Genomic DNA, 15,310 nt, shown 5'->3' with positions numbered 1-15,310 from the left:
TGGCGGGCATGCGACATCATACCGGCATCTGCCGGTCCGGCTGGGTCCTGCTGGCTCTGCTGTCCCTGTGGATCGGCTTTGCTGCGCCCGTGATGGCGGCCGACAAGCGGGTGATCCCCCTGTCGAACCTGCGCGACGGCCAGCCGGAAGTCACCCTGCATGGCGAGACGGAGACGGCGGCCCTGCGCGCCGTCCTGCCGCCGGTGGTGGGCCTGACCTCCGTCGTTCTGGCGCTGACCTACGAGAACGGCATCGACATCCTGCCCGAAAAGGGATCGATGTCGGTCTACATCAACGGCTCGCCGGTGGCCGACCTGCCGCTGTCCGCCTTCAAGGGTCCGGTCAACGCCTCGATCACCCTGCCGGCCAGCCTGATGCGGCCGGGCGAGAACCAGATCGTCTTCCAGACCAACGCGCAGCACCGCGCCATCTGCACGGTCCGCGGCACCTACGACCTGTGGGCGCGGGTGAACCTCGCCGCCTCGTCGTTGACGCTGGTGTCGGACGGCGGCGTTCCCCAACCCGACCTCGCCATGATGCGGCATCTGCTGGTCGCGGCCGACCGGGCGCGCGAACCGCTGGCCATCCTCCATCCCGGCAACGAGATTGATGCCGACCATCTCGGCTGGGGCGCGATGGTGGCGCAGTCCTACGGCCTGCTGCTGGGCGACCAGACTCCGCAGGTGATGGCGGTGCCGGCACAGTCCGCCGCCAAGCCTGGAGCCTCCGGCGCGCCGTCGCTGGAAACCCTTCCGCTGCCGGGCGGCAAGAACGTGCTGATCGGCACCCGCGACCGCATCGCCCCGCTGCTGGGCGAGGCGCGGGCCGCCGCCATCACCGGCCCCTTCCTGGCAATCTATCCGCTCCCCGCTTCCGGCGGCGGGGCTTTCGTCGCCGTCGCCTCCGGCCGCACGCAGCAGGAAGTCGATCTGGCGGTGATGCGGCTGGCCGACGTTTCCCGGCCGCTGCCGACCCAATCCGCCATGATCGTCACCGACGCGGGCCCGCCGGCACCCCTGCCGCATCCGCCGGTACAGGCAGAGGGACGCTACCGCCTGTCGGAGCTGGGCTTCCCGACCGTCCAGCACAGCGGCTACCGTTATGCCGGCCGCTTCACCCTGACGCTGCCCACCGGCTTCGCCCCGGTCAGCGACCGCTCCATCCTGTTCCACGTCAACGCCGCGTTCGAGGGCAATCTCGGCCCCGGCGCCGTGCTGAACGTCCGGGTGAACGGCAAGTCGGCGGGCGCCATCGAGGTCGACAAGCGGTCCAGCGGCGTGATCGACAATGGCGAGATGCCGCTGCCGATGGCGATGTTCCGTCCCGGCCCCAACGTGATCGAGGTCGAGGCCGAACTGCCGCCGGCCGGCGGCACCGACTGCGTCTTCGCGGTACGGCGCCCGACCTTCACCCTGCTCGACAGCTCCAGCATCGAAATCCCCGGCTTCGCCCGGCTCGTCACGCTGCCCAGCCTGGGCGGCTTCGCCAACACCGCCTATCCCTATGGCGGCCTCGCCGGCGGGGAGCCGGCGGCCCCCTTCGACCTCGTGGTCGTCGGACGCGAGCCCGCCTGGTTCGGCGCGGCCTGGAGCCTGACCGCCCGGCTGGCGCAGCGGGCGGGCGACCTGATGGCGGTGGTGCCCTACACCGGCTGGGACGGCGCGCCGGACGACAACGCCCTGATCGTCGGCCCGGTCGCGGCCCTGCCGCAGGCCGTCTTCGCCTCCGCCCCCCTTCCCGCCGACCGTCTCGCCGGCCTGCTGGAGGCCGGGGCCCTGATCGCCCAGGCCAGCGCGCGGGGGGAGCCGATGGCGGCGGCCGACCGCCGCGCTTTGGTGGACCGGCTGCGGCTGGGCTGGTCGGGCAGCGCCGCCCGTCCGGGCATAGCGCGGCCCGGTGCCGTGCCGTCGCCGCTGGGCTTCGCCGGGACGGCTCAGGCCGCCGACGGCGGCGCCCAGAACCGCTGGCAGCGGATGGCCGGCGAGGCCAAGGACGCCTCGTCCGCCTCCGCCGGCTGGGTTCCCGACTGGGCGCGGCGGGTCATGGCCGCCGCCGCCCGCTACATCAACCACTGGACGGTGGAGGATGCGCCGGTCGATGTCGTCGCCTTGACCGAGAATGCCGACCAGCTGCCGGAAGCCGCCCTGCTGCAATACCGCGCGCCCGGTGCCGATCCGCTGACCTGGACCCTGCTGACCGCGTCGGATCCCCGCTCCATCGACCGCGCCATGCGCAGCCTGGGGGAGGCCGGGCTGTGGGACAAGCTGCGCGGCGGCGGGGCGCTGTGGAGCAGTGCGGCGCCGGCCGTCACCACGCTGGAGGCGTCCCACCCCTACCAGATCATTCTCAATCCTTTTGACATCGGCAACCTGATCCTGATCCTGGCCCGCAACCTGTCGCAGCGGATCGAGCTTCTGTTCGCCCTGCTGCTGGGGACGGCGGTGGTGCTGACGGTCAGCATGCGTCTTCTGCTGAAGCATGGACACCAGGAACGGAGCGGGCCATGACCCCATCGCGGCGTGACGTGCTGATCGGGACGGCATCCCTGGGATTGGCGGCGGCAGGTCTGTCGGCGGCATTTCCGGCCGGCGCCTTCGCCGCCCCCTTCGACGCGGCGTCATGGCGGCGCTATGCGGACCGCTTCCTGCAGCCGGACGGGCGGATCGTCGACACCGGCAACAAGGGCATCAGCCATTCCGAAGGGCAGGGCTACGGCATGCTGCTGGCCGTGGCGGCGGGCGACCGCGCCGCCTTCGACCGGATGTGGGGCTGGACCCAGCGCACGCTGATGGTGCGCGGCGACGGGCTGGTGGCATGGCGCTGGACGCCGGACGGCGGCGTCACCGACCGCAACAACGCATCCGACGGCGACATGCTGATCGCCTGGGCCCTGCTGCGCGCCGCCGAGCTGTGGAAGACCGAGGCCTACCGCACCGCCGCCGTCGCGATCGTCAAGGCGCTCGAATCCGGGCTTTTGGTGGACCATGCCGGGCTGACCGTCCTGCTGCCGGGACGCGACGGCTTCCGCAAGGGCGACACGCTGGTCCTCAACCCCAGCTACTGGATCTTCCCGGCCATCCGCGCCTTCGCCGCTCTGCCGGGTGGGGAACGCTGGGGCAAGCTGACCGACGCCGGTCTGGTCCTGCTGTCGAAGGCGCGCTTCGGCGGGTTCCAGCTGCCGCCGGACTGGATGGCGCTGGACGCCGCCGGCACGGTCACCGTCGCCGACGGCTTCAAGAAGCAGTATGGCTACGACGCCGTGCGCGTGCCGCTCTATCTGGCCTGGGACGGCTACCGCGATCCCTATTATTTCCGCCCCTACGCCGATCTGGTGGCGAAGTTCGGCGGATCGACGGTACCCGCCACCGTCTCGCTGCCGGGCGGCACCACCACGCAGGTGGCGGCATCGGTCGGCATGCTCGCGGTCTACCGGCTGGCCTGCCGACTTGCCGGCGCTGGGGCAGGAGCCGGCGACATGGTGACCGTGCCGCCGCTGGCGCCCGACGAAGACTATTACTCCACCACCCTGTTCCACCTCTCCGCGCTGGCGGCCCAGAGCCTGGGGATCGACCCGTGACCCGTCCCGTCCTTCTTTCGACCCTTCTTCTTGCCGGCATCGCCGCGCTCGGCGGCGGGAGCGGTGCCTGGGCGCAATCGCACGGCGGCGGCCGCGCGCTTGCCCCCGGCGTGAAGGTGGAGGTGGCGCCGGCCCCCGGCAGCGGCTCCGCCCCCGCCGCCGGCAAGGTGGACGAGACGGCGCTGCGCTATTACGCCCGCATCGGCGACGGCGAAAGGCTGGAGGCGGAGATCGCCCGCCTGCGCGCCCTCGATCCGACCTGGGAACCGCCCAAGGACCTGTTCGCACCACAGGCGACCACCCCCGGTGTCGACGAGACCCCGTTCTGGAATCTGGTATCGGCCGGCAAGGTGGCGGAGGCGCGCGCCGCCATCGCCGAGCAGCGCCGCAACTCGCCCTCCTGGCAGCCGTCGGACAAGCTTCTGCAGGAACTCGACCTCGCCGAGAGCGCCGGGCGCATCCGTTCGGCCAGCGACACCAAGCGCTGGCAGGAGGTGGTCGACGCCGCCGCCGCCAACCCGGAGGCGGTGGCCTGCAACCGGCTGGACAATGCCTGGCGCCTCGCCGAGGCCCATGCCGAGCTGAAGCAGACCGACCGGGCCTTCGAGACCTACAAGACCATCGTCACCAGCTGCCCCAAGGCCAAGGAGCGGCGCGACACCATCTTCAAGGCATCGCGCTACCTCAGCCCCGACCGGCTGCGCGAACTGACGGCGCTCGGCGCCACCGCCAACCCGGCGACGGGGGAGGATTACTCCACCGTCCGTGCCGCCGAGGCGGAACTGGAGACCGGCCGCCTGCTGGAGCGCCTGGGCAACGCCAAGGCCGGCGCCCTGTCCGCCGCCGACCTGTCGCGCGTCCAGGGCATCATCCGCGACAAGCAGGACGCCGACGGCGCCATCGCGCTCGGCTGGTATTTCCAGAAGCAGAAGAACTTTGCCGAGGCGCAGGGCTGGTTCTCCCAGGCCAATGGCTGGGCGCCGTCGGACCGGGCGGCGGAAGGTCTGGTGCTGGCCTACAACGGCCTGGGCGAGAAGGCGCAGGCCCGCGCCGCCGCCGCGCCGTGGAAGGGCAAGTCGAATCGCGTCGATCAGGCACTGAAGGCGGTTGACCCGCCGCGCGGACCCGCCGGCGGCGGGCGCGGCGGTCCGCAGGGGCCGAGCGAGCTGGACCGGGCGCTGGCCCGCCAGGACTACGCCGCCTGCATCGCCATCATCCGCGCCTCCATCGCCAAGAGCGGCCCGACCGCCGCCCTGCTTCAGCAGCGCGGCTGGTGCCTGCTGGAGCTGAAACGTCCGTCGGAGGCCGAAGCCGCCTTCGCCGAGGCGCAGGTGCTGGCCGCGCGCGAGCCGGCAAAAGGCGGCGCGTCGGCCGGCGCTGCTTCGGCCGGAGCGCAAGCCCCCTCCCGCACACCGTCGGCCGGCGGCCTGCCGCAGACGGCGACCCTGGCGCAGGAGAACGCCTACGGGCAGGCCATCGCGCGTCTGGCGACCGGCGATGTCGCCGGGTTGGCCCGCGACCTGCCGCGCGCCAACATGACGGCGGCGCAGAAGGCGGAAATCCGCGCCTCGCTGATGGCGACGGAGGCCAACCGGGCGCTGGAGGACAAGCGCTACAACGACGTGCTGCGCCTGCTCGACGCCCGCAAGCAGCTGGAGCCGGAACCGCGCAATCTCGGCATCCTGCGCGGCTGGGCGCTCTACAACCTGATGCGCTACGACGAGGCCTATGACCAGTTCAAGGCCATCGACGACCGGCTGAGCACCGAGGAATCGCGCGAAGGCGTCACCATCACCTGGAAGACGATCTATCATGACTGGTAAGGGCATGACTGGTAAGGGAGCCCCGATGCCCGAGACTCCGCCCGAGACTTTGAAGTCACGCACCGTCCTGCTGGCGACGCTGGCCGCCGTCACCCTGCTGACTTCGGGCTGCGCCGGCTGGGTGCGCGACAACCTGACCCAGGCGCCCACCCCCTGGCGCCGCATCCAGCCGACGGCACTGCCGGTGACGCTGCCGGACAGCCGCGACTTCCCCATCGTCGCCGCCCGCATGCGCGACACCGGCACCGTCTACAAGAGCTACGTCGTGGCGCTGGGCAACCCCACCGTGCTGCCGGGCGAGAACCGCCTGACCGTGGACGTGCAAACCCTGCCCGACAGCCTGTTCGGCGCCCTGGTCCAGCCGGCGCGCGTCTTCCCGGTCCCGCTCTACACCATGGAGACGCTGACCGAGACGACGAAGCGCGAGTTCCCGGACATGCGCATCAAGGTCGCCGACGGCGCCCGCCGCAACCGTTACGGCGACTACGACTACGTGACCGCCCAGGACGGCGAGAACAGCTGCGTGCTGGCGTGGCAGCTGATCACCGACCACAAGCGCACGCTGCCGGAACGGATCGAGGCGATCCGGCTGGACTACCGGGTCTGCGGCGTCGGCTCCAACATCCGCGCCCTGCTGGCGCCGTTCGAGGCGATGACGCTGACCCTGCCGGAAACCGTGCTGGAATCCCTCGACCTGGGCGGCCTGTAGGAGAGGATCACGCCGCCCGCGCTTCGCCCCGCCGCAGCCGCTCCTCCAGCGCCCGCCAGCGCGGCTCGACCGCCTCCCACGCGCGCTGCTTGACCGGCCCGAAGCCGCGGATCTCATGCGGCAGGGCGGCCAGTTCCACCGCGGTGGCAAGCCTGTCCGCTGACAGCCGCTCCGCGATCTCCGCCACCGTCGCCTCATAGCGGGCGACTAGCGCGCGTTCCATCCTGCGCTCCGCCGTGTAGCCGAACGGGTCGAGCGCCGTGCCGCGCAGCCGTTTGCAAGCCGCCAGCCCGCGGAACACCGGCAGGATCCAGGCGCCCAGCGCCATCTTGCGCGGCTCGCCATAGCCGTTGGTGTCGCGCGACAGCAGGGGAGGGGCGAGGTGGAAGACCGGCTTCCAATCCCCCTCGAACCGCTCCTTCAGGCTCTTGGCGAAGGCCGGATCGCTGTGCAGCCGGGCGACCTCATACTCGTCCTTGTAGGCCATCAGCTTGAAGGCGCTGCGCGCCACCGCCTCGGCCAGCGCGGTCGAACCGGGAGCCACGCGGTCCTCCGCCTGCCGCGCCCGCTCCACCAGCGCGTAATAACGCTCGGCATAGGCGCCGTCCTGATACTCCGCCAGGAACGCCGCCCGCCGCTCCACGATGCCGGCGAGATCGCCGGCCGGTGCCTCTTCCTCCACCCCCAGCCCCGCCAGAACCTCCGGCCGGTGCGCGGCGAGGCGGCCGAAGGCGAAGGCGCGCAGGTTGGCGGCGACGCCGGTGCCGTTCAGCTCGATGGCGCGGGTCAGCGCCTCCAGCCCGACCGGCAGCAGCCCCTTCTGGAAGGCGACGCCCATCAGGAAGACGTTGGCGAGGATGCTGTCGCCGAACAGCGCGGTCACCACCCGGTTGGCGTCCACCACCTCGACCTGCTCGGCCCCCGCCGCCCGGCGCAGGCTGCGCAGCAGAGCCCCCGCATCCGGCAGCTTGGCGCCGTCGCGGGTGAAGGCCCCGGTCGGCGCCACATGGGCGTTCGCCACCACCCGCGTCCGCCCCAGCCGCACCGTCTTCAGCGCGTCGGGCGAGGCCGCGACCACCGTGTCGCAGGCCAGCACCAGCTGCGCCCGCTTCGGGTCGATCCGCGCCTGATGGAGCAGCGCCGCATCCCCAGCCACCCGCAGATAGCTGTAGACCGCGCCGCCCTTCTGCGCGAAGCCCATGAAGTCCAGCACCGAGGACGCCTTGCCCTCCAGATGCGCCGCCATCGCCAGCACCGCGCCGATGGTGACGACGCCGGTGCCGCCGACCCCGACGATCAGGATCTCCGCCAAATCCTCCGCCAAATCTCCGGCCGCGCCATACCGCGGCAGCGGCAGCGCCGCCAGATCCTCGGCGAAGCGCGCGGCCACCCGGTCCGGGTCCGGCTTGCGCAAACTGCCGCCCACCACCGACACGAAGCTGGGGCAGAAGCCGTCGGCGCAGGAATAATCCTTGTTGCAGCTGGACTGGTCGATCTGCCGCTTCACCCCGAACTCGGTCTGTTTCGGCTGCACCGACAGGCAGTTCGACTTCTTGCCGCAATCGCCGCAGCCTTCGCAGACCAGATCGTTGATCACCATCCGCCGCGCAGGGTCGGCCATGGTGCCGCGCTTGCGCCGCCGCCGCTTCTCCGCCGCGCAGGTCTGCTCATAGACGATTGCCGTAACGCCGGGAATATCGCGCATCTCGCGCTGCACGGCGTCGAGTTCCTCGCGGTGATGCACCGTGGTGAAGGGGGCGAGGCCGCTGCGGCTGTCGTATTTCTCCGGCGCGTCGCTGACCACGGCGATGCGGGTGATGCCCTCCGCCGCCAGCTGGCGGGTGATGGCGTCGACGGAGATCGGACCGTCCACCGGCTGGCCGCCGGTCATGGCGACGGCGTCGTTGAACAGGATCTTGTAGGTGATGTTGATTTTGGCGGCCACCGCCTGCCGGATCGCCAGCAGGCCGGAATGGAAATAGGTGCCCTCGCCCAGATTCTGGAAGATGTGCGGCCGCTTGCTGAACGGTGCCTGCCCGATCCAGCTGACGCCCTCGCCACCCATCTGGCTCAGCCCCACCGTGTCGCGGTCCATCCACGACGCCATGAAGTGGCAGCCGATGCCGGCCATCGCCTTGCTGCCGTCGGGCACCTTGGTCGAGCTGTTGTGCGGACAGCCGGAGCAGAAATAGGGAGTGCGCGCCAGAGCAGGATTGATTGCAGGGGCGATAGGCGCCTCCCCCGGCAGCAGCTCCGCCAGCCGCGCCGAAAAATCCTTCTCCGGAAAGCGGTGGCGGATGCGCTCCACCAGCGCCTTGGCGACGATCCACGGCCGCAGCTCCCCGGTGGCGGGCAGCAGCGGCGCACCGAACTCGTCGGTCTTGCCGACCACGGCGCGCGGCCTCTCCCCGGCCGGCAGGTGGAACAGCAGGTCCTTCAGCTGCCCCTCGACGACAGGCGCCTTCTCCTCCACCACCAGCACCTCGTCGGCGCCGCGGGCGGCGGCCAGTGCGAAGTCCGGCTCCAGCGGCCAGGACAGCCCGATCTTGTGGACCGACAGCCCGATCCGCTCCGCCTCCGCCGGCCCGATTCCGAGCAGCCGCAGCGCCTCCATCAGGTCGAGATGCGCCTTGCCGGTGGTGACGATGCGCAGCCAGCCGCCCCGGCCCAGCACCGTCCGGTCGATGCGGTTGACGCGGGCGAAGGCCTTCACCGCCGCGACCTTGGCGGCCAGCCGTTCCTCGATGGCGAGGCTGGGCAGGTCGGGCCAGCGGTAATGCAGGCCCCCCGGCGGCGGATCGAAGGCCACCGGCAGGAAGCCGCCCTCCAGCGCCGGGATCCGCACGGTGCCAGAGCTTTCCACCGATTCCGAGATCGCCTTGAACCCGACCCAGGCGCCGGAGAAGCGCGACAGGGCATAGCCGTACAGCCCGAAGTCCAGATAGTCGCGGATGCCGGCCGGGTTCAGCACCGGCATCGACCAGGCGATCATGGCGAGGTCGCTCTGGTGCGGCATGCTGGACGACACGCAGCCATGGTCGTCGCCGGCCACCGCCAGCACCCCGCCGCGCGGCGAGCTGCCATAGGCGTTGGCATGTTTCAGCACGTCGCCGGAGCGGTCCACCCCCGGCCCCTTGCCGTACCACATGCCGAACACACCATCGACGGTGCCCTCGCCCGAGGATTCGACCTGCTGGGTCCCCATGACGGCGGTGGCGCCCAGATCCTCGTTGACGCCGGGGACGAAGCGGATGGCATGGGCGTCCAGATGCGCGCGCGCTTGCCACAGCGCCTGATCCAGCCCGCCCAGCGGCGACCCGCGATAGCCGCTGACGAATCCCGCCGTGTTCAGCCCGGCCCGCCGGTCGCTCTCCGCCTGGAGCAGCAGCAGCCGGACCAGCGCCTGCGTCCCCGACAGATAGACCTGCCCCCCGGCGCGGCTGTAGCGGTCGTCCAGGCGATAGCTGCGGTCGATCCGCTCAGGGGTTTGGCCGGGATCGCGCTCCGCCCGCAGGCCCGTCGGCATGCCGTCCATGTCTCGTTCCCTCGATTATCGTTCGTTGGGACGAGTGTGCGCCCTTCGCAGGCAAATGATTTTGCGGGTTGGGCGGGGAACGAGGGTGTCCGGAAAATCCTGTTGCGGATTGTTGCAATATCCAGCGAAGTTTTTGCGCCGCCGGAGGCGGGCCTTGTGGCATGGAGGGGGGAGCTTCGCCTTCAAACACCCTGCAGGGTCAAGGAACTGCATGAGCGCTCTGATCGACAGGCTGTCCTGGGACGACCTCTGCATCGTCCGCGCCATCGCCCACACCGGAGCCTTGGCGCCGGCCGCCGGGATGCTCGGCCTCAACGGATCGACCATCGCGCGACGTTTGGCGAAGGTCGAGGAGGTTCTTGGCGTCGCGCTTTTCGACCGGCGCCGGACGGGATATGTGGCGACCGCGCAGGGCGAGGAGATCGTCGCCCTCGCCGAGCGCGTCGAACTGGACGTGGTCAGCGTGGCGAGGCGGGTGTCCGGCCACACCCAGGGCCATGCAGGCGACCTGCGCATCACGACCAGTGATTCGATCCTGTTCTACTTCCTGACGCCCGTCATCGCGTCGTTCAAAGCGCGGAATCCCGCGGTCAGCGTGGAGGTGACCGTCGGAAACGGGGCGCTGAACCTTGCCCGCGGCGAGTCGGATATCGCGGTCCGCGCCACCGAAACGCCCCCGGAGAACCTGTTCGGGCGGAAGGTCGCCACCATTGCCTGGGCTCCCTACGCCGCCTGTTCCGGGTCCGCCGCGCCCTTGTCCGGGGCCCTGCCGATGGCGGACCGGCAATGGGTGTCGTACGGCGGCAAGCTGTCGGGCCTGAAGGCGTCCGGGTTCGTCGAGGCGCGCGTGCCGCGGGACGCCATCGGCTACCGCACGGATTCGGTCGCGGGTGCTGCGGCGGCCATCGCCGCCGGCCTGGGCGTGGGCTATCTGCCCTGCATGCTTGGCGACCTGTCGCCCGACATCCAACGCGTCGGACCGGTCGAGCCGGCGCTCGACGACGACCTGTGGCTTCTGACCCATCCCGATATCCGCCGGTCGGGCCGTGTCTATGCGTTCATGAGCCATTGCATCGAGGCCATCGGCCAACACCGCGATCTCGTCGAGGGCCGTCTGGGAAACCCGTCCGGCCCGGTCGCCGAGCCCGATGGCCCCTGGCGTCCGCTCAGGTTTCCGGCAGCACCGCGGTGAAGGTGATTTCGATGATCTGTTCGGGAAAGGCGAGGCGCGTCACGCCGATCAGATTGCTGGCGCATTGCGGACGCGCCGTGTTGTAGGCTTCGCCGCGGACCTTGGCCGCGACGGCGAACGCGGCATCGACGTCCAGAACGAACAGCGTTTCCTCCACCACATTGTCCAGGCTCGCGCCGAACTGCGCCAGCAGCTTGGCCGCATTGGCGTAGGTGGTGCGCATCTGCTGCTCCATCGTGGAGAAATCGGCGGGCCGGCCCTGGTCGTTCAGGGCGGCGGGCGCGACCAGCTTCCCATCGCTGTCATGGCTCAGCTGGCCGGAGACGCGGATGGTGTTCCCAACCTTGATCGCCTGGGCATAGCCATAGGCGTCTTCCCACGGAACGCCCAGATACGCGGCTTCCTTCTTGATGGCGGCGGTGGTCTGCATGTCGTGTCTCCTCGGTCGGTGGCTGATCCCTCCAGCGGTCCAGCGCCGGCAAATGATCGCCACAATCCGAGGCGTCCTTCAAACCGCATTCCTGCCGAATTGATCGTGCTCAAATGCCGTTGGCGGAGTGTTCCGGTCTGCCGGGGGCTCTCCGCGTGGAGCAGCGGTGGCCGGATCGGCGCTGGCTCCCGACAGTTGGACCTGTGTGCCCCCTGTGCGGCTGTCGCGGTCTTCCAGGCGATAGACTGGTTAAGAAGGTTCCAAAGGGAGCAGTATCGTGCCTTCCACAGGAGGCAGATTTTTAGCCGAAGCTACCATCATTTACGGTGGATTTTACGCCTCACAGTCACTTGCGCGTTGCGACCTTTTCCTAAGCATATCGGCGAATTAAGAGTAAAATTGCACTTTTTGTTTACCAATTGTGCTTGATAACACTACTAAACTTTTCCGTAAGTCATTTATGAGAGGGGCCTATGCCAAGGAGACCCGGAAACACGCTTGAGAAATGGGAAGTCGCGCTCGTTAAGACGATGCTCGCTCGTGCATATGTACCTCAAGATATCCAAGCTTATTTCTCGCGACCCACCCGCTCCATAAATCACGCTAGGATCTCTGAGATTCGTGATGGCGCTAAGCATAGGACCATCAAAGCCGCGACAGATGACGAGTTGGATGCCTACCTCGACGCTTGGCCCAACATCGACCCCGACACTGGACTTCATCTCCAAGGTGATGAGCTGCTAATAAAGGGTCGCGAAGCGATGGTTGCAGCGGTCCATACGTTCAACAGCGCTGGGCTCTATTTCCGTGCCGAGTTGTTCATCGTCACGGCGATTATCGCATGGACTTATTTGATGCATGCCTATTACAAGCGCGAGGGGATTGACTATCGTCACAAGCGTGGCGGTGAGGTGGAACGCACGCCCAGCGGCGCAGAGAAATACTGGGAATTAACCCAGTGTATCACAACTGGATCATGTCCGCTTGCCTCTGGTGTCGTCAATAACCTCAAGTTCTTGATCGAAATTAGAAACGAGATCGAGCACCGATCTACCAATAGAATAGATGATGCGTTGAGCGCAAAGCTACAAGCTTGCTGTTTAAATTTTAACGATGCCATAAAACGACTGTTCGGGCGCCAATTCGCTCTAGAAAAGAGATTGCCAATTGCGCTTCAATTTGTGACTTTTGATGGGCTCCAGCGAAAGACGCTTCTAGGCTCTAGTCTTCCGCCAAATATTGCTACGGCAATGGATAACTTTCATACTGCTCTTACTGAGGAAGAACAAAAGGATCCGCAGTTTCGTTTTCGAGTAGCCTTTGTGCCCAAGATCTCTGGAAAGGCGGCGAAATCCGATTTGGCTGTAGAGTTCGTGAAGGCAGGTTCGCCCGAGGCGGAAGCAGTTGAGCGCGTTCTTCTGAAGGAGATAGAGCGGCCGAAATTTCTCCCCTCGCAAATCGTTAAGAAAGTTCAGGATTCTGGCTTCCCTACTTTCAGTATGTACGATCACTCGAAGCTCGCTGAACAACTCGACGCCCGTAACCCCACAAAGGGCTATGGCGTTCAGGTTGCGACTGCTTGGTACTGGTATGAAGGTTGGCTTGAGAAGGTGATGGAGAAGTTGGCCGAAGGCTGGGTGAGGCCCGCCAAAGCATAACAGCGTAACGCCCCGGCGAGGCTGGCGGTGAGTATAATGCCGCCAGTCTCCTAGTCCATAGGTGTCGTGCCAGTTCTCGGAGCTTTGCAGACCTCCGTTAGATAGTCTTGATCCGGGAATACCACCAATCCCCATCATTTTGGCAAAAGAACTCCCAGCCAGAAAAAATTCCTATACCCTCCCCCGCTGGTCCCATCCACCCGCGGAGCCACGCCATGCCGCTCGACAGCCGCACCCTCCCCGACGACCATTTCCCCTGCTGGGCGGAGGAGCCACCGGTGCCGGCCTGCGGGACGCTGGTGCCCGGATCGCAGTTCCACGAGGAACAATGGATCATGGCCGCCGGGATGCTGGCGCGCGGCAGTTCCTTCCTCTACGTCGCCCGCGCCATGGGATGCAGCCGCACCACCCTGTGGCGGGCCTATTACGGATCGCGGGATTTCCGCCATCGCGTCTGGTGGGAACGGCAGGCATTGAACCGGGAGGCGGAACTGCGCCTGTCCTCGCTGCGCATCCTGGTGACGGAACAGATCGAGCGGCTGGTGTCGCTCGGCGACCCGAAGACGGTGCGCTGGCTTGCCGAGCGGCTCGGCCTGTTCGCCGGCCTCGACGCCCCGGCCAGACCGGCGGCACACGCCCGGCAGTCCGACCGGCCCGCCCCGTCCCCGGTCCCGACGCCGGCCCCGCAACCGCCCCCGCCGCCCGAACCGGCAGACCCCGCGCCCCCGCCGGTCGCGCTGACCGTCGCCCCCGGCGGCGACAGCCCGCGCGCTCCGGAGCCGGCCTCCGCGCCGGTCCCCGCAACCGCCCCCGTGGCAGCGGGCGGATGGAACAGCGCCGCGAAACCGTTCCATGATGTTCCAACCGCCGCCACCGCTCCCGGCCGGGCGGCGGGCCGGCGCCGCGTCAGTTCCCGCGGATCAGGTCGGAATACCAGCACGCCGAGTCCTTCAGGGTCCGCGCTTGCGTCGTGAAATCGACATGGACGATGCCGAACCGCGTGCCATAGCCGCCGCCCCATTCGAAATTGTCCAGCAGCGACCAGACGAAATATCCCTGCACGTCGGCCCCCTGCGCCTTCGCCTCCGCCATCGCGGCGATGTAGGCCTGGAGGTAGGCCAGCCGCTCGGGATCCGCCACGCACCCTTCCGCGTCCGGCGCCTCCGCCGCCTTGGTGCCGTACCCGTTCTCGGTCACATAGATCGGCAGGCGGTAGCGGCGGGTCAGGTCGATCAGCGTGTCGCGGAAGCAGCCGGGGTCATAGGGCCAGTCGATGGCCGTCCGCTTCATCCCCGCCGGCGGCGATCCGAAGCCGAAGCCCCAGATCAGGCTGTCGTCCTTGCGGCCATAGACCGGGGCGTAATGGTTCAGCCCGAACCAGTCCAGCGGCCGGGCGATGCGCGCCATGTCGCCGGGCTGCACATAGGGCTCGATGGCTTCGGCGATGCGGCGCGGATAGTGGGCGCGCAGTTGGGCGTCGGGGAAGGCGCGGTTCCAATGCTCGTCGAACAGGGCGGCGGCCTCGACATCCTCCGGCCGGTCGGTCTCGGGCCGCATCGGCTGGACGCTGTGCACCGCGCCGATGGAGGCGCCCGGCACCAGGGCGCGCAGCACGTCCACCCCGGCGCCATGGGCGAGGTTGACGTGGTGGATCGTCTTCAGGTGGCTGGCGCGGTCGGCGATGCTGGGCGCGCCCCAGCCGAAGGCCCAGCCGAACAGGGTGAAGACGGAGAACTCGTTGAAGGTGGCCCAGCGCTTCACCCGGTCGCCATAGCGCCGGGCGCAGAGCGCCGCGTAATCGGCGAACCAGCCGGCGCTGTCGCGGCCGGTCCAGCCGCCCATGTCCTGCAGCGCCTGCGGCAGGTCCCAGTGATACAGGCACAGCCAGGGCTCGATGTTCTTCTCCAGCAGCCGGTCGATCAGCCGGTCGTAGAAGTCCAGCCCCTTTTCGTTCGGCGCCCCCCGCCCGCGCGGCAGCACCCGCGGCCAGGAGACGGAGAAGCGGTAGGCCTGCAGCCCCAGCGCGGCCATCAGCTCCACATCCTCCGGCATCCGGTGGTAGTGGTCGCAGGCGACGTCGCCGCTCTCGCCGTTGTCGACCCGGCCCTTCAGCTTGCAGAAATTATCCCAGATGCTGGGCGCCCGCCCGTCGGCCTCGGCCCCGCCCTCGATCTGGTAGGCGGAGGTGGAGGCGCCCCACAGGAAGTCCTTGGGAAAAACCGGACGGTCGGTCATGGCGGATCACCCGAAAGAAGGCCAGGAAAGGGTGATCGGATCCTACCTCTTTCCCGTCCGGGTGGAAGGGGCCAATCGTCGCTGCGCGGACCGTCGGCGGGCACCACCTTCCGGCGGATGGTCCGTCACCATATCGCGGTCGACAGGATGG

General features: G+C 68.5%; 10 protein-coding genes. 7 read left to right on the top strand and 3 right to left on the bottom strand.

Annotated elements, in window-relative coordinates:
• Positions 1–8: 8 nt before the first annotated feature.
• From ACWPKK_RS24605 to bcsN, 4 genes are read left to right on the top strand one after another with little or no spacing between them, the layout of a single operon-like run.
• Positions 9–2,507, top strand: coding sequence for a cellulose biosynthesis cyclic di-GMP-binding regulatory protein BcsB (locus ACWPKK_RS24605; RefSeq protein ID WP_452009552.1), 2,499 nt, complete (start codon positions 9–11; stop codon positions 2,505–2,507).
• Positions 2,504–3,577, top strand: coding sequence for a glycosyl hydrolase family 8 (locus tag ACWPKK_RS24600; RefSeq protein WP_452009550.1), 1,074 nt, complete (start codon positions 2,504–2,506; stop codon positions 3,575–3,577). Before ACWPKK_RS24605 ends, ACWPKK_RS24600 begins: the two co-directional genes overlap by 4 nt.
• Positions 3,574–5,400: a hypothetical protein gene (locus ACWPKK_RS24595; protein ID WP_452009548.1), complete on the top strand. Its 1,827-nt coding sequence runs from the start codon at positions 3,574–3,576 to the stop codon at positions 5,398–5,400. Before ACWPKK_RS24600 ends, ACWPKK_RS24595 begins: the two co-directional genes overlap by 4 nt.
• Before the next feature lie 25 nt (positions 5,401–5,425).
• Entirely contained in the window at positions 5,426–6,109 is a 684-nt protein-coding gene (gene bcsN / locus ACWPKK_RS24590) for a cellulose biosynthesis protein BcsN (protein ID WP_452009546.1), read from the top strand.
• Between the two features lie 7 nt (positions 6,110–6,116).
• On the opposite strand, the gene ACWPKK_RS24585 is transcribed toward bcsN, so the two are convergent.
• Positions 6,117–9,644, bottom strand: a complete 3,528-nt coding sequence (locus tag ACWPKK_RS24585) for an indolepyruvate ferredoxin oxidoreductase family protein (protein ID WP_452009543.1) — start codon at positions 9,642–9,644, stop codon at positions 6,117–6,119.
• 211 nt (positions 9,645–9,855) lie between these two features.
• Between ACWPKK_RS24585 and ACWPKK_RS24580 the strand changes: the two genes are divergently transcribed.
• On the top strand, positions 9,856–10,836 hold the full coding sequence (locus ACWPKK_RS24580) for a LysR family transcriptional regulator (RefSeq protein ID WP_452009540.1): 981 nt from the start codon (positions 9,856–9,858) through the stop codon (positions 10,834–10,836).
• Here ACWPKK_RS24580 and ACWPKK_RS24575 read toward each other — a convergent pair.
• Complete coding sequence (locus ACWPKK_RS24575) at positions 10,811–11,266, bottom strand: Rid family hydrolase (protein ID WP_452009537.1); 456 nt, start codon at positions 11,264–11,266, stop codon at positions 10,811–10,813. The two genes, ACWPKK_RS24580 and ACWPKK_RS24575, sit on opposite strands and share 26 nt — an antisense overlap.
• 473 nt (positions 11,267–11,739) lie before the next feature.
• Between ACWPKK_RS24575 and ACWPKK_RS24570 the strand changes: the two genes are divergently transcribed.
• Both ACWPKK_RS24570 and ACWPKK_RS24565 read left to right on the top strand, forming a co-directional pair.
• On the top strand, positions 11,740–12,924 hold the full coding sequence (locus tag ACWPKK_RS24570; protein WP_452009535.1) for a DUF3644 domain-containing protein: 1,185 nt from the start codon (positions 11,740–11,742) through the stop codon (positions 12,922–12,924).
• A gap of 215 nt (positions 12,925–13,139) precedes the next feature.
• Positions 13,140–13,898, top strand: a complete 759-nt coding sequence (locus tag ACWPKK_RS24565; RefSeq protein ID WP_452009532.1) for a hypothetical protein — start codon at positions 13,140–13,142, stop codon at positions 13,896–13,898.
• Here the strand turns inward: ACWPKK_RS24565 and ACWPKK_RS24560 are convergent.
• On the bottom strand, positions 13,831–15,159 hold the full coding sequence (locus ACWPKK_RS24560) for a GH1 family beta-glucosidase (protein WP_452009530.1): 1,329 nt from the start codon (positions 15,157–15,159) through the stop codon (positions 13,831–13,833). The two genes, ACWPKK_RS24565 and ACWPKK_RS24560, sit on opposite strands and share 68 nt — an antisense overlap.
• Positions 15,160–15,310 lie beyond the last annotated feature (151 nt).

The organism is Azospirillum largimobile (assembly GCF_977007025.2).
This window is presented reverse-complemented; position numbering and strand designations above follow the sequence as displayed.

Excerpts from the sequence above, each read along its gene's own strand:
- ACWPKK_RS24565 (WP_452009532.1), top strand. The coding sequence starts at position 13,140 with ATGCCGCTCGACAGCCGCACCCTCCCCGACGACCATTTCCCCTGCTGG.
- bcsN (WP_452009546.1), top strand. The coding sequence starts at position 5,426 with ATGCCCGAGACTCCGCCCGAGACTTTGAAGTCACGCACCGTCCTGCTG.
- ACWPKK_RS24600 (WP_452009550.1), top strand. The coding sequence starts at position 2,504 with ATGACCCCATCGCGGCGTGACGTGCTGATCGGGACGGCATCCCTGGGA.
- ACWPKK_RS24570 (WP_452009535.1), top strand. The coding sequence starts at position 11,740 with ATGCCAAGGAGACCCGGAAACACGCTTGAGAAATGGGAAGTCGCGCTC.
- ACWPKK_RS24585 (WP_452009543.1), bottom strand. The coding sequence starts at position 9,644 with ATGGACGGCATGCCGACGGGCCTGCGGGCGGAGCGCGATCCCGGCCAA.
- ACWPKK_RS24560 (WP_452009530.1), bottom strand. The coding sequence starts at position 15,159 with ATGACCGACCGTCCGGTTTTTCCCAAGGACTTCCTGTGGGGCGCCTCC.
- ACWPKK_RS24605 (WP_452009552.1), top strand. The coding sequence starts at position 9 with ATGCGACATCATACCGGCATCTGCCGGTCCGGCTGGGTCCTGCTGGCT.
- ACWPKK_RS24580 (WP_452009540.1), top strand. The coding sequence starts at position 9,856 with ATGAGCGCTCTGATCGACAGGCTGTCCTGGGACGACCTCTGCATCGTC.
- ACWPKK_RS24575 (WP_452009537.1), bottom strand. The coding sequence starts at position 11,266 with ATGCAGACCACCGCCGCCATCAAGAAGGAAGCCGCGTATCTGGGCGTT.